Annotated in this window: 5 protein-coding genes and 2 pseudogenes; all 7 read left to right on the forward strand. The window is 38.9% G+C overall.

Annotation, left to right across the window (positions count from 1 at the left end; translation table 11 throughout):
- The first annotated feature begins 48 nt into the window (after positions 1 to 48).
- The 7 genes and pseudogenes from ACU5DF_RS11210 (at position 49) to ACU5DF_RS11240 (ending at position 14,426) form a co-directional block, all read left to right on the forward strand.
- A pseudogene (locus tag ACU5DF_RS11210) lies at positions 49 to 1,669 on the forward strand (class I SAM-dependent DNA methyltransferase).
- Entirely contained in the window at positions 1,659 to 3,077 is a 1,419-nt protein-coding gene (locus ACU5DF_RS11215; protein WP_446712909.1) for a restriction endonuclease subunit S, read from the forward strand. The pseudogene ACU5DF_RS11210 and the gene ACU5DF_RS11215 overlap by 11 nt, the downstream one beginning before the upstream one ends.
- Before the next feature lie 261 nt (positions 3,078 to 3,338).
- Positions 3,339 to 6,635 (forward strand): type I restriction endonuclease subunit R, encoded by a 3,297-nt coding sequence (locus ACU5DF_RS11220; protein WP_446712910.1) that lies wholly within the window; start codon positions 3,339 to 3,341, stop codon positions 6,633 to 6,635.
- 50 nt (positions 6,636 to 6,685) lie between these two features.
- Entirely contained in the window at positions 6,686 to 8,800 is a 2,115-nt protein-coding gene (zorA, locus tag ACU5DF_RS11225) for an anti-phage ZorAB system protein ZorA (RefSeq protein ID WP_446712911.1), read from the forward strand.
- Positions 8,800 to 9,531 (forward strand): OmpA/MotB family protein, encoded by a 732-nt coding sequence (locus ACU5DF_RS11230; protein ID WP_446712912.1) that lies wholly within the window; start codon positions 8,800 to 8,802, stop codon positions 9,529 to 9,531. The genes zorA and ACU5DF_RS11230 overlap by 1 nt, the downstream gene beginning before the upstream one ends.
- Positions 9,531 to 10,983, forward strand: a pseudogene (locus tag ACU5DF_RS11235) (EH signature domain-containing protein). The gene ACU5DF_RS11230 and the pseudogene ACU5DF_RS11235 overlap by 1 nt, the downstream one beginning before the upstream one ends.
- Positions 10,974 to 14,426 (forward strand): SNF2-related protein, encoded by a 3,453-nt coding sequence (locus tag ACU5DF_RS11240; protein ID WP_446712913.1) that lies wholly within the window; start codon positions 10,974 to 10,976, stop codon positions 14,424 to 14,426. Before ACU5DF_RS11235 ends, ACU5DF_RS11240 begins: the two are co-directional and overlap by 10 nt.
- The last annotated feature ends 6 nt before the right edge of the window (positions 14,427 to 14,432 follow it).

Raw genomic sequence — 14,432 nt, forward strand, 5'->3', positions numbered from 1 at the left:
ATCTTGTATCTTTTGCAAGTAGAAATAACAAAATGAGAAGTAAACATAATGGCTAAAGCACCAGCGAAAAAAGCGACCAAAGCAAAACCAAGCAAAGGCTTTGAAGAAACCCTGTGGGATACCGCGAATCAACTGCGTGGCAGCGTTGAATCATCAGAATACAAACACGTAGTATTGAGCCTTGTTTTCTTAAAATTCGTCAGTGATAAATTTGAAAAACGTCGTCAACAATTGATTGATAACGGACAAGACGCCTTTGTTGAAATGGAAGCTTTCTACCAACAAGACAATATCTTTTATCTTCCTGAAGATGCTCGCTGGTCAAAAATTAAAGCCAACGCCAAACAAGATGACATTGCTGTTCAAATTGATACCGCGTTATCAACCATTGAAAAGCGTAATCCATCATTAAAAGGCGCATTGCCAGACAACTACTTCTCACGCCAAAATTTAGAAGTCAAAAAACTCGCGTCATTGATCGACACCATTGAAAATATCGAGACAATGGCACAAGAAAACGCCCTAACCGAAGAAGATTTAGTAGGGCGAGTGTATGAATACTTCCTTGGTAAATTTGCCGCAACCGAAGGCAAAGGCGGCGGCGAGTTCTATACGCCGAAATCAGTAGTAACACTGTTAGCCGAGATGCTAGAACCGTACAGCGGTAAAATTTATGATCCTGCCTGTGGTTCAGGCGGTATGTTCGTTCAATCAATGAAGTTCATCAATAGCCATCAAGGTAACCGTAAAGACATCTCTATTCACGGACAAGAGCTAACAGCTACCACGTACAAACTGGCAAAAATGAACTTAGCGATCCGTGGTATGGCAGGTAACTTAGGTGAAAAGCCCGCAGATACCTTCTTTAACGATCAGCACAAAGATTTAAAAGCCGATTATATCCATGGCGAACCCACCGTTTAACCTTAAAGATTGGCGTGCCGATTCAGAGTTAACAGATGATCCACGCTTTGAAGGCTACCGCACACCACCAACAGGCAACGCCAACTACGGTTGGATATTGCACATGTTGTCTAAGCTAAGTGAAACAGGCACCGCTGGTTTTGTATTGGCAAATGGCTCGATGAGTTCAAACACCAGTGGCGAAGGTGAAATTCGCGCTAAAATGGTCGAGAACGATGTGGTGGAATGCATGGTTGCCTTACCGGGTCAGCTGTTCTACACCACGCAAATTCCAGTCTGTTTATGGTTTATCACTAAAGATAAAACCGCCAATGTAGGCAAGGGCTATCGTAACCGCGAAAAAGAGACTCTGTTTATTGATGCGCGTGAAATGGGCACCATGATCAACCGCACAATCAAAGAGCTAACGCTTGATGACATTGCAAAAATTGCCGATACCTTCCACGCATGGCGCAGCGATGAAGCCGAGCTTAAAGCGCGAGTAGAGCGTGAAGAGTGCAAGGTTGAAAAGTATGAAGACATTGCAGGCTACTGCAAAAGCGCAACCATTGATGAGATCAAAGCCAACGATTACGTGTTAACACCGGGACGTTACGTAGGCGCAGCAGAAATTGAAGATGATGGCATTCCATTTGAAACCAAGATGCGTGAGCTGTCTCAAACGCTATACAGCCAAATGAACCAAGCGGAAGCGTTAGATAAAGCGATCCGTGTGAATTTGGAGGCGTTGGGTTATGGAAAATAATTGGCTTTCTGCTGGTGGCAAAGTACCAAAGGGCTGGAAACTTGTTGAGTTTAAAGATTTATTAATGACGGATAAATCAATTTCGGTAGGTGTTATGTATCCGGGGAAGCACGATGATAATGGAATTCCGTTAGTCAAAGTTGGAGATGTAACAAATGGACAAGTATTAAACACTCCAGAAAGTAAAATAACAAAAGAAGTTGACCACGAATATAGACGTACGCATTTAAGTGGTGATGAGCTCTTAATTACATTGGTTGGTAATCCCGGTGATTGTATTGTTGTCGAACCCAAAATGATTGGGTGGAATGTAGCACGAGCTCTCGCCGTTGTTCGATTAAATAATCCTGCTTTAAGGGATTGGCTGAAACTTATACTGTTAAGTTCACCTTCACGACATATTATTGATGCTCGATTAAATACAACTGTACAAAGGACTCTTAATCTAAAGGATATTAAAGAATTACCTATTTTATTACCTGAAGATTCACTACGTGAAAAAATATGTTACATCAATAACAGCTTTGACAAAAAAATTACCTTAAACCGCCAAATTAACCAAACCCTAGAACAAATGGCACAAACGCTGTTTAAATCTTGGTTTGTTGATTTTGATCCTGTGATTGATAACGCCCTTGATGCTATTGCCAATGGTCAGGATATTGAAATTCCAGAATCACTAGCAAAACGCTTTGAAGCGCGTAAAGCGGTGCGCGAGAGTGAAGGTTTTGAACCATTACCTGCGGATATTCGCCAATTGTTTCCTTGTGAGTTTGAGGAAAGTGAATTGGGGTTTGTGCCGAAGGGGTGGGGAGTTGAACCTTTAAGTTCTATTGCCAATTATGGGAACAATAGAATTTCAGTATCAGAGTTAACCTTAGAAAATTACATATCAACTGAAAATATGTTAACAGAAAAAAAAGGTATTAGTTCAGCAGCTAAATTACCTACTGTGAACTCAGTACCAGCATACCGTGGAGGAAATGTTTTAATATCTAACATTCGTCCTTATTTTAAAAAGATCTGGATAGCTCGTGGCGATGGTGGCTACTCGAATGATGTACTAGGTTTTGAAGTTAAAGATGAAAATACGGAAGCGTATTTGTTTAATCTTCTGTATCAAGATTCATTCTTTGACTACATGATGACAACCTCTAAAGGCTCAAAAATGCCAAGAGGTGATAAAAAAGCAATTATGGATTTAAATATAGTTATTCCACCGGTTACTTTGAGGATGTTTTATTCTCAAAAAGTAGCTGAGTTTTATGAATCTTCGCATTTACGTCAGTTAGAAAATAAATCATTAATTGAATTAAGAGATACACTATTACCAAAGCTGATCTCAGGTGAATTACGCTTAGATTCACCACAAGGTGAGGCTTTACAGCAAGCGGTGAGCGCGGAGTAACCCCCTCTAACTCCCCCTTGTTAAGGGGGAGAACTAGTTGTTCACTTGTGGTGGGTTTAACAGGTAACAACAAGAACTGCATTTGCTTGATATTTAAAAGCAAAACAACGAACAACGTAACGTTACAGATTAAGTAAAAGAAAGCGCAATAACCAACAGCACCAAAACCAAAAGGTGACAACAGATCACCAAATCTACAAATAACAATAGGAATGCGTTAGACATTCAACTTCTTAAAAACAGTGGTATTAGGAAAAGGCGATGAGCTTAAAATTTACAGAAGCCAAATTAGAACAAGCTATTATCGAACTACTCGGTAAGCAAGGCTATTCACACGCTATTGGCAGTGATATTACTCGAAAAGACAAGGAAGACGTACTCATCCTCGATGATCTACGCCACTATCTTGCAAAGCAGTACCAAGCCGATGGAATAACTGAAAGCGAAATTGAGTCCATCATTCGCCAGTTCACCACATTGCCAGCCAGTGATCTCTATGAAAGCAACAAAACCTTCTGTAAATGGTTAAGCAACGGTTTTCTATTCAAACGAGAAGACCGCAGCCAAAAAGATCTCTATATCGAATTAATTGATACCAAGCACTTACCACAAGCATTATCAGAGATGTTTGCTCCTAATGTTTTACAAGAGCATGAATCAGAGCAAGCGCCAGAAAGAAAAGTAGCAGAAACAAAACTCAGCTACCTTGCGAATACATCTAAAGACAACAACCAATACAAAATCGTCAATCAGTTAGAGATTGAAGGCAATGCCGTAAGTGGTGAAGCTGGGCAAACCCGAATTCCCGATGGCATCTTATACATCAACGGATTCCCACTCGTCGTGTTTGAATTTAAAAGCGCGATCCGAGAAGACGAAGCCACGATTTATGATGCATGGCGACAAATCTGCGTGCGTTACAAGCGTGATATTCCACAATTGTTTGTCTACAACGCCATGTGCATCATCAGTGATGGCGTAAACAACAAAATGGGTAACGTGTTCGCCCCTTATGATTTCTACTACGCATGGCGCAAAGTCACGGGTAACGAATCAAACGAAAAAGAGGGCATTGATTCTCTTCACACCATGCTACAAGGTTTGTTTAATAAAACGCGCTTGCTTGATGCGGTGAAGAACTTTATCTACTTTCCTGATACCTCTAAAAACGAACTTAAAATCTGTTGTCGCTATCCGCAATACTATGCCGCACGTAAGCTCTATTTCAATATCAAAAAAGAGCGCAAACCGATGGGCTCAGGCAAAGGTGGAACTTACTTTGGTGCGACTGGCTGTGGTAAGAGTTTCACCATGCAGTTTTTAGCGCGCTTATTAATGAAAAGTGTCGATTTTGAAAGCCCAACCATCGTACTTATCACCGACCGTACTGATCTTGACGAGCAATTATCAAAGCAATTCACCAGTGCCAAAACCTACATAGGTGATGAGACGATTAAAGCGGTAGAAAGCCGTGAGAACCTACGTGAGTTATTAAAAGGTCGCAACAGTGGTGGCGTATTCTTAACCACCATTCATAAGTTTACCGAAGACATTCAATTATTGTCAGAGCGTAGCAACATCATCTGTATTTCTGATGAAGCGCACCGAAGCCAAATCAATCTTGATCAAAAAGTCACGGTTGATCATGAAAAAGGCACCATCAAAAAGACCTATGGTTTTGCTAAATACCTGCATGATTCATTACCAAATGCGACGTATGTTGGTTTTACTGGCACACCGATTGATGCCACATTAGAGGTGTTTGGTGAAGCGATAGACAGCTACACCATGACAGAATCAGTTAATGATGAAATCACTGTACGCATCGTTTATGAAGGTCGTGCGGCTAAAGTCATTCTGGATAACAGTAAACTAGAAGACATAGAAAAATATTACCAAGATTGTCTTGATTCAGGGGCAAACGAGCATCAAGTCGAAGAGAGTAAAAAAGCCTCTGCCAACATGAATGCGATCTTGGGTGATCCCGACCGAATTGAAGCTCTCGCAAAAGACTTTGTTCAGCATTATGAACAACGAGTGGAAGAAGGCTCAACCATCAAAGGCAAAGCGATGTTTGTCTGCTCAAGCCGTGATATTGCCTATGACTTTTACAAACAAGTGAAGTTATTACGCCCAGAGTGGTTTGTAGAGAAACACGCAGTAGATGGCACTGAGCTAACAGAAAAAGAGAAGAAAGAGATCTTACCGTCAGAGATGGTAAAAATGGTAATGACACGCGGTAAAGATGATGAGCGTGAGCAATACGATCTGTTAGGCACAAAAGATTACCGCAAAGAGCTAGATAAACAGTTTAAAAACGAGAAATCTAATTTCAAAATCGCCATTGTGGTGGATATGTGGCTAACCGGATTTGATGTGCCGTTTTTAGATACTATCTACATTGATAAGCCATTGCAAAAGCACAACCTTATTCAAACTATTTCTCGTGTAAACCGTAAGTACGAAGGGAAAGAGAAAGGCTTGGTGGTGGATTACATCGGTATTAAAAAGCAGATGAACCTTGCACTGGCGATGTATTCAAAAGCCGATGAAACCAATTTTGAAGACATTCGTTTATCTGTGATTGAAGTAAAGAACCATTTGGATTTACTCAAGCAGGTATTTCATAAGTTTGATAGCAGCGATTACTTCTCAGGAGAGTCGGTTGCACAACTTGGCTGTTTGAATCGCGCTGCTGAATTTGTGCTAACCACCAAAAAGATTGAAGCGCGTTTTATGGGCTTAGTGAAACGTTTAAAAGCCGCTTACGATGTCTGTTGTGGTAGCGAGAGTTTGTCTCAACAAGAGCGTGATTTTATCCATTTCTATATCGCGGTTCGCTCTATTGTATTTAAGCTAACCAAAGGCGACGCGCCAGATACGGCACAAATGAATGTCCGTGTTCGTGAAATGATAGCCGAAGCCTTAAAAGCAGATGGTGTAGAAGAGATCTTTAAGCTAGGCGAAGACGATGCCGAGTCAGTCGATATTTTTGATAAAGATTACATGGACAGAATCAACAAGATCAAGCTGCCAAACACCAAAGCTCAGTTACTGCAAAAGATGCTTGCGAAAGCCATTAGTGACTTTAAAAAAGTGAACCAACTGCAAGGCATTAACTTTACCAAGAAGTTTCAAGCATTGGTTGATCATTACAACGAGCGCAAAGAAAACGATGAACTAAATGGTGAAGAGTTTGAAGTATTTACCGATGAAATCGTAAGCCTGATTGGTGAGTTAGAAGCCGAGATGAATGCACATAACGACTTAGGCATTGATTTTGAAGAGAAAGCCTTCTTCGACATCTTGGTTTATATGTCGCAAAAATACGATTTTACTTATCCAGATGAGAAGTTATTAGAACTCGCCAAGCGCATGAAGGTTATTGTGGATGATAAAGCCCAATACCCAGATTGGAGCCAACGAGACGATATTAAAGCTTCACTAAAAGTAGAGCTTATCGTATTGCTGCATGAGTTTGGTTATCCACCAGTCACCTGTGATGACGTGTATATGGGCGTGCTAGAGCAGGCAGAGAATTTTAAGAAGAATAGATAATACTGAGAATCAGTATTTAGTTTTTATGTGTATTTATTGGATTTTATTAAATGAAAGATAACCTAAACCTAGGTAGTTTATTTCCTGACTTAAGTAATTTGAGTGTATTACCACCACAAACATCAGATCAGTTAAGCGCATTATTTGTCGTTGTATTATGGCTAGTCGCAGGAATCTTCCTGATCATTTCAGCTCTTGCATTAATTCGGGCTTTGAAAAGAGTAATCTGGCTCAATAAGTTACTTAATATCGTTGAAACTACGAACCCTGCAAGCGCTCGAATGGATTTAATAACTAAAGCCGAAGAAAAGAAAAAGTCGGTTGGGCATTTATGGTTGGAATTTGATGAAACTCTTCTTGAGGTAAAAGGTGCAGATGATGTTGTTCGGTTGCACAATACATTCGATGCCGATTATTTCTTTAATACATCTACTTTAGCTGGTGGGAGTACCGAAAACCGAATGATTGCAGCAGTACCTGGTTTTTTAACCGCTCTCGGTGTTATCGGAACGTTTGTAGGTTTACAGCTAGGTTTAGCTGATTTAAATATAGCTGGAAATGTTGATGTTAATGAAATGAAAGACGGTGTTGCCGGTGTCATTAATGGGGCAAAAATTGCATTTATGACATCTGTGTGGGGTGTTCTTCTAAGTGTTATATTTAATTTTGTTGAAAAAATATTTGAACAGATTATCAGAAAAAAAATACATATCCTTCAAAATCGTATAGATAGAATTTTTCCTCGTCTGAGTGCCGAAAGTCAATTGCAGTGCATAGCGAATGATAGCCAACAATCAAGAGAGAGCCTTCAAGGTCTTGCTGAAAAAATTGGCGAAAAAATGCAAGAGTCTTTAATTCAAGCTACACAAGGTATTCAACAAGGATTGGAATCAAGTCTTGAGAAAATCATGGCTCCAGCAATTAACAAACTTGTAGATGAAACTTCTGATGGAAATCAAAAAGCATTAGAGAGTGTTCTTCAATCTTTTATGGAAGGTTTTGGACATCAAGGAGAGCAGCAACGCCATGCTATGGATTCTGCATCTCAAAGCGTAAACAAAACGCTGGAATCAATGAGTATTTCGATGGAGGCTTTTGTTAATAAACTTGAAGTACAACAAAGTGCGTCGAGTGAGCGTGAAAAAGAATTGATATCTTCGATCTCTGTTCAAGTCTCTGAATTGGTTACACAAGGTAATGAACAAAAACGCATGTTAACGGAGTTCGTTGAAAAGCAAGTATCTAATATGAGTGAACAGTTAAACTTGAGAGAGGTAGCTGCATCGGAACGTGAGCAAAAGCTAGCTTCGTCTATGGAGACAACAATTAAAGAGTTAGTTGATAATGTGTCGGGTCAAAGTAAGGTACTGGCTGATTTTGTTAATAATCAAGTTGGCGAACTTACACAGACTTTTTCTCAGCGTGATGAACAATCCAGCCAAATGGAAAAAGAACGCAATAAAATTTTTGTGAATCAAACTCAAGCAATGAAGTCTGGTACCGATGAATTATTAGCTCAAGTTAAAGTAAGCGTTGAATCTCAGCAATCGGCCTCAAATAACATTTTGCAACAGGGTAAACAGCTTCAAAATAGTATTGAATCGTCGGTATCTGCTTCTGCTCGTGCTACTGAGAGCATGCAAAAGTCTGCTACTGAGCTTAGAAATGCAGCTGAGAGTATGAGTGTATTTGGTTCAAATATAAAAGAGGCTGGTAATCAGTTATCAGGGGCAGTTCGCGAAGCGGTAAATAGTACGAAAGATTTGGCAGTGCAAAATCAATTAAGTAGTGTAAGAATTGAATCACTTAGAGAACAGTTACTTGAAGATACTGGGAGGTTCAGTGATATAGCAGATAAAATTAGTAGCATGTTGCAAACTGTTGATGAGTCGTTTAGTTCCCTTAAATCAACACAGACAGATTTCTTGTCTGAGCAAAAAAATAATCTTAGTACTTTAACAGAAGAGATGAAACGTAATGTTAGTGAACTGAGTCAGCAAATGTCTGATCTTATAGAAAATTATGCTGCTCAGGCTAATGGACAAACTACCGAGCATTTGAAAATATGGGCCAATTCAAGCACCCAATATGCGACACAAATGAACAATGCTGTTCAAGCTATTTCCAATGTAGTTGATGAAATTCAAAACAAAGTGAGTCAATAATGCGAAAAGGCTTACGTTCAAAATCTAGAAATTCGGTCGATGAAGAAAATCCATATTGGGTATCGTTTTCTGACCTTATGTCAGCACTACTTGTTATTTTTATACTTGCAGCGGTTGCTTTGATCATTGAGTTAACTCAAAAGACAAATAATGTAGAAGCTGGAATTGAAGAGCTAAAAAAGGCGGAACAGGCTAGAAAGGACATCATTTATGATGTACGAGAAGAGTTAGCTAAAAGAAATGTAATTGTTGAAATTGCCGATAATGATACTGTCCTTCGTATTCCGGAAAGAACACTTACGTTTGCATCAGGGAAAGATTCTATTCCAAAGAATCCTGAGATTCAGCAAGCAGTTAGAGATATTGGGGCCGTACTTCACAGTGCAATCAGAAAGAATGAGAGGTTTAAGTACTTAGATACTGTTTTTGTTGAAGGTCATACAGATAGTGACGGAATTTATTATCGAGGAAAGAGGAATTGGGGATTATCCGTTGACAGAGCTATATCTGTTTGGAATGTTTGGCAGAGCGAAATAGAATTGACCCCTAAATTAGGTGACTTAGAGAATGCTTTTGGGCAACGATTATTTTCGGTTAGTGGTTATGCTGAAACTAGACGAGTAAATACCATAGAAATGACTAAACAGGACAAAAGTCAGAATAGACGTATTGATATTCGATTTACAGTTAAAAAGCCATCTATTGCAGACTTAGAAAGGATTGTTAATTAGTGAAGCTTAGAATTAAAAAACTTAATTTTTTTCTGCCTTCTAGCCCTTTTGAGAAATCGGTTAAAGATCTAAATCAGTTATCCACTGATTTAGATCATTTGGCAAAAGCCGCTGGTACAGGAAATAATAAATTTAGATTAGCTTATGATGAGGTATATGAAGCGATAAGTTATAATCGTTCTGTAGAGAATATCGTGAATAGCCCTGTTCATGTCCGTGCATTGGCGATGTCTTTACAATCAGATATTAAAAACAAGATAAGCTTTACTCGTCGATTACTCAATAAAATTACAACTATTGTAGGAAAACCAAGTGCCTTGCTAATTGAATCTTTATATCAACATTTTTTGTCTGAATTTGATAATTTAACTGATTGTAATGCGACTGCGGAATGGTTGTTTAATGCGAAACAACAGCGTGGTTATCAATTAGAACATGATCATAAGATTCTTTCTCTTGATGGTCCTAAGTGGATAGCTAAACAGGCTATAGAGAGAGATATCGACTTTGATCATTGGCTTGTGGAAATTGGTTTAGAGCGTTATATCAATGGTCGTTATCTAACGGTAGCAAAAAGTATTTATTATGTTGAACAACTAAAAGATATTCCATTAGGATCCGATCATCCGTTACTTCAGGAGATTCAGAAAAAATCAGTGTATGAATCTCTATATGATTGTAATAATTTACTCGGGCATAAAATTCTAACTATATTGATTAGCCGTTCTGCATCGTCTCATATTAGTGAGGCTTGGTTGAATGTTGTTCTTGCTATTGCTGGCGATCCAAGAGTTCCGAGCTCTAATCCTCGTTATCTTAAGTGGTGGAAGAATATTGATTCTCAGCTTACCCAAGCTGTTCGAGGTTGGTTATCACGTTTAGATCTTAAGTTGTTTTTAGAAGCATTAGAAGATTTCTCATATTCATCGTCAAACTACGAGTTGCGAAGAATGTATCCTTCAAGAAAGCAATTTTTAGAAGGTATGTTTGATGCTGGAGTTATTACACATACTCGTCTTTATATGAGTAGGGATGCAACACATTATTTGAAGAAAAATTATGATGCTAAACATTTACCCAATTTCTCCACAGTGAAAGATGGTGATAAATCAATAATTTATGTTCAGATGGATGGCGTTCATATGATTGAAGGTAGTCATAGTTGTTATTTGTGGCTGTATCGAGAGTTAGATCCTTCGGTATGTGTGTTCAATTACAATATTTCAAGTCCAACATACTCGCAATTGACTAGTGGAATAAATACTCAAATGATGAAATTATCGTCAGGTGCTAGAGCTAAAATTACACATTCTCCTACTGGGTACTCATGGCAGAGAAAAGCACTAACTGAGCTACGAAGTTTAGGGGTGCAAACTAACGGCCAAAGATGTTCTTTCTCAAGAAGATTATCTCAACTTTAAGCAAAGATATGGAGTTAGAGAGTGGAGTTAGGTTCTTTAATAAATAGATTTTTTTCAAATTTAGATAGAACCTCTAAATTTGATATTGTCTGTGATAATGGTTTAGATTTCTCTACAACCAAGAAGAAATTGCATCAAATTCAAAGTGGTCAAGCTAATGAGTGGATCACCGCACAATTTGTAGCCCTTAAAATGTTGGAAGAGCAGGGCGATGTAACCTCTTTTCCTGACGGGTTTATGATGCCTTCTTCTACGGCGGCAAGATTAGATAGCGAATTGAGAACTCTTCTCGGATTACCTGAAATCTGGAATGGCATTATAGATGCCGATATTAAAGGTAAAGCAAGCTTACCAACGTTCAGTATCGATCTTGCGGTAATGACACCACAAGGTCGTCAAACTTTAAATTATGCGATTGATGGACCATACATTAAGTTTGGAAAAGAAACTCAGTATTTATTAGCTGCAGAGCAGTTATTGGTGTTTGAAGCTCGAGAAGTACATAGGAAATCCCCTAAAACAGAATACGATAATCTTCTATTTCTTCATTCTTTACAAATGGCACAGCAAAAAGGCTGTGCGCTTAAGTTAAAACATTTTGATAAATTAAAAATTCTTACCCCTAATTCTATTTCTGTAGAAGCAGAATTGAATAAAAACGGTGATTTGGTTTTGACGCCGAACATGGGACAGGCTGCAAGTAATGAGGCAGTCCAGAAAGTATTAGGTCAACTTAATCATGATAGTGCGGTTACATTAAAAATTGGCGATGAAATTGTACTTTTCTCGGAACAGAAACTTGAAGCTGTTAAAGAAATAATTAGTAACCGAGTTGTTCCTCGAGATAAAGTGAAAAGTTTCTTGTCAAACCCGACGGCATTTATTGATGCGAGTTTAGTAGATCTCGATTTGGGCTTTTCAGTACGAGTACATGGTGCAACAGCCTTCAAACATGCCTACTTCGGTGAAACGGATGAATCAGGAATTGATTGGTTTGGATCAGTATCAGCGTCTGAAGCTATCTACCCAATAGCAAAGCTTAGTGATGTAATACAAGATAAGTCTGCTTTGCTGGACGTTACAAAACAACTAGAAGATGCAATGGGAACTGGAGCGACAGTTTTCGATTATGAAGGTAAATCATATGATATCAGTGATGATAATGCTGTAAGTGATGTGCTGAAAAGCATTGAAGATAAATTATCCAGTCCGGGGAGTGATGCTCCAGAGGATGAAGACAACGAGGCAATACCTTCTGATGATCCTACAGAGACTGAGATTCACGTTGTTGATATTGACTTGAATGATGAGGAGCTTTCAGCTAGTTCTCCGCAAGTGGAACAGTTGATTGCTGAGGTATCTTGGGCAGAAGATTTAAATTGGGATAACCATAAGCGTAAGCCATTTCCTCATCAAGAAATAGGAGTTCGTTGGATATTAGGTGTAGAGCACAAGGGGCGTTCTGACCAAAGATTTAGTGGAGCCTTACTTGCAGATGACATGGGGCTTGGTAAAACATTCATGGCTCTTTCGGCAATAGAGCACATGTATCAAAGGTCGACTGTTGAAGGCAAGACAAAGAAGCCAACGCTTATTGTTGCCCCTCTGAGCTTACTCGAAAACTGGAAAGATGAAGTTGATAAAACGTTTGAGAGCTCTCCCTTCAAAGATATTGTTATTTTGCAGTCTGCTGCTGATCTTAGCGCCTATAAATTAGGTGGCGTTGAAATAAGAAATCAAAAAGAAGCAGATAAAGACTTTGAGCCCAAATACTCACTGAAAGTCGGTCAACATTTTGGTCCTGATCGCCTAGATTTACCTGAAAGGCTCGTGATCACAACATACCAAACGTTACGTGATTATCAGTTTTCACTTTGCCTTATCGACTGGGGCGTTGTCGTTTTTGATGAAGCACAGAACACGAAAAACCCTAATGCTCTTCAAACACGTGCAGCAAAGGGCTTAAAAGCTGACTTTAAATTGGTTGCAACAGGTACTCCCGTTGAAAATAGCTTAGCTGACTTTTGGTGTTTGATGGATACAGCTTGTCCGGGGTATCTAGGTAGTTATCAAGAATTTCGTTCTCAGTACATCTCACCGATACTCAAAGCAGCTGGAGACGAGGTTGAAGAGATTCGGGCCAGACTAGGTAGAGAGTTACGAATTGCAGTTGGTGCGCTGATGTTAAGACGAGTCAAAGAAGATAACTTGAAAGGGCTCCCATCTAAAAATATGTACGCTGGTGGACGTTTTGATAAGTGGAAATATTTAGAAGAATTAGAATCCACAATGAGGGGTTATCAACGTGAAGTGTATGAAGGTAGTATTAGTAATCAGCTTGAAAATGAAGATAGTCACGCACTCACAACGTTGATGAGATTAAGAGATAGCTCATTACACCCAAGGTTGAGTGATGGTGGTCGATTAGATATAACTAAAAATAGTAAAGCGGCTCGAGAATTATATCAAGAATCAGGGAAGTTATGTTCACTGTTAAAAATTGTAGATAAGATTCAGAAAAAACAAGAAAAATGTATTATTTTCTCTGTTAATAAGCGTCTACAAAGTTTCTTAAGTATCAGCCTTGGGCAAATTTATGGTTTGGGACCTCTCTCAGTGATTAATGGCGATGCTAAAGCTGTTGCCAAGAGAAAGTCAGTTCCGACTAGAAAATCAATGATTGCTGAATTTGAAGCGAAAGATGGTTTTAATTTGATTGTTATGTCGCCAGTTGCTGCCGGAGTTGGTCTAACTGTAGTTGGTGCTAATCATGTTGTTCATCTTGAGAGACACTGGAACCCAGCGAAAGAAGCGCAGGCGACAGATCGCGTATATCGTATTGGTCAGAAAAAAGATGTTCATATATACATCCCATTATTGCACCACCCAGAATTTGAGTCTTTTGATGTAAATCTTCATAGATTGTTAACTCAAAAAACGCTGTTAAAAGATGCCGTAATTACCCCCGAAGATGTAGTGCCTCAACCAGCAGGTGTTGGTAGCAGTATTTCTGGTGATCTTATTAATAAACGTATAACAGCAGAAGAATTAGATAAATTAAGCTGGCAACAGTTTGAAGCTTTATGCGTAGTGTTGTTATCACGTAATTATAATAGCGAGAGTGCTTGGCTAACGAATGCCGGAGCGGACCATGGAGCAGATGGTGTTATTTTGAGTGATTCTGGAAACATCTTGATACAAGCTAAATATACACAACGTAAATACGATGGTTATAAAGCAATACAAGAAGTACATTCAGCGAAGCCAGTTTATGAAGGTGCTATGAATAAACAATTTGGTCGCTTAGTTTTTGTCACTAATTCACCTTCATTGGCAAAAAGAACGACTGAAATTGCGAAGGTTTTCAATGTTGAAATAATCGGTAGGCAACAGCTGGTTACTTTACTTGAAAAGGTCACTTTGACGTATAAAGATATTTTATCTCGTTTAGAGAAACAACGATTCAAAGTGTAAATGAAT

This window comes from Aliivibrio wodanis (assembly GCF_052920805.1).

Bases quoted from the DNA above. Each gene is read 5' to 3' on its own strand.
- zorA (WP_446712911.1), top strand. From the start codon at position 6,686: ATGAAAGATAACCTAAACCTAGGTAGTTTATTTCCTGACTTAAGTAAT.
- ACU5DF_RS11230 (WP_446712912.1), top strand. From the start codon at position 8,800: ATGCGAAAAGGCTTACGTTCAAAATCTAGAAATTCGGTCGATGAAGAA.
- ACU5DF_RS11220 (WP_446712910.1), top strand. From the start codon at position 3,339: ATGAGCTTAAAATTTACAGAAGCCAAATTAGAACAAGCTATTATCGAA.
- ACU5DF_RS11215 (WP_446712909.1), top strand. From the start codon at position 1,659: ATGGAAAATAATTGGCTTTCTGCTGGTGGCAAAGTACCAAAGGGCTGG.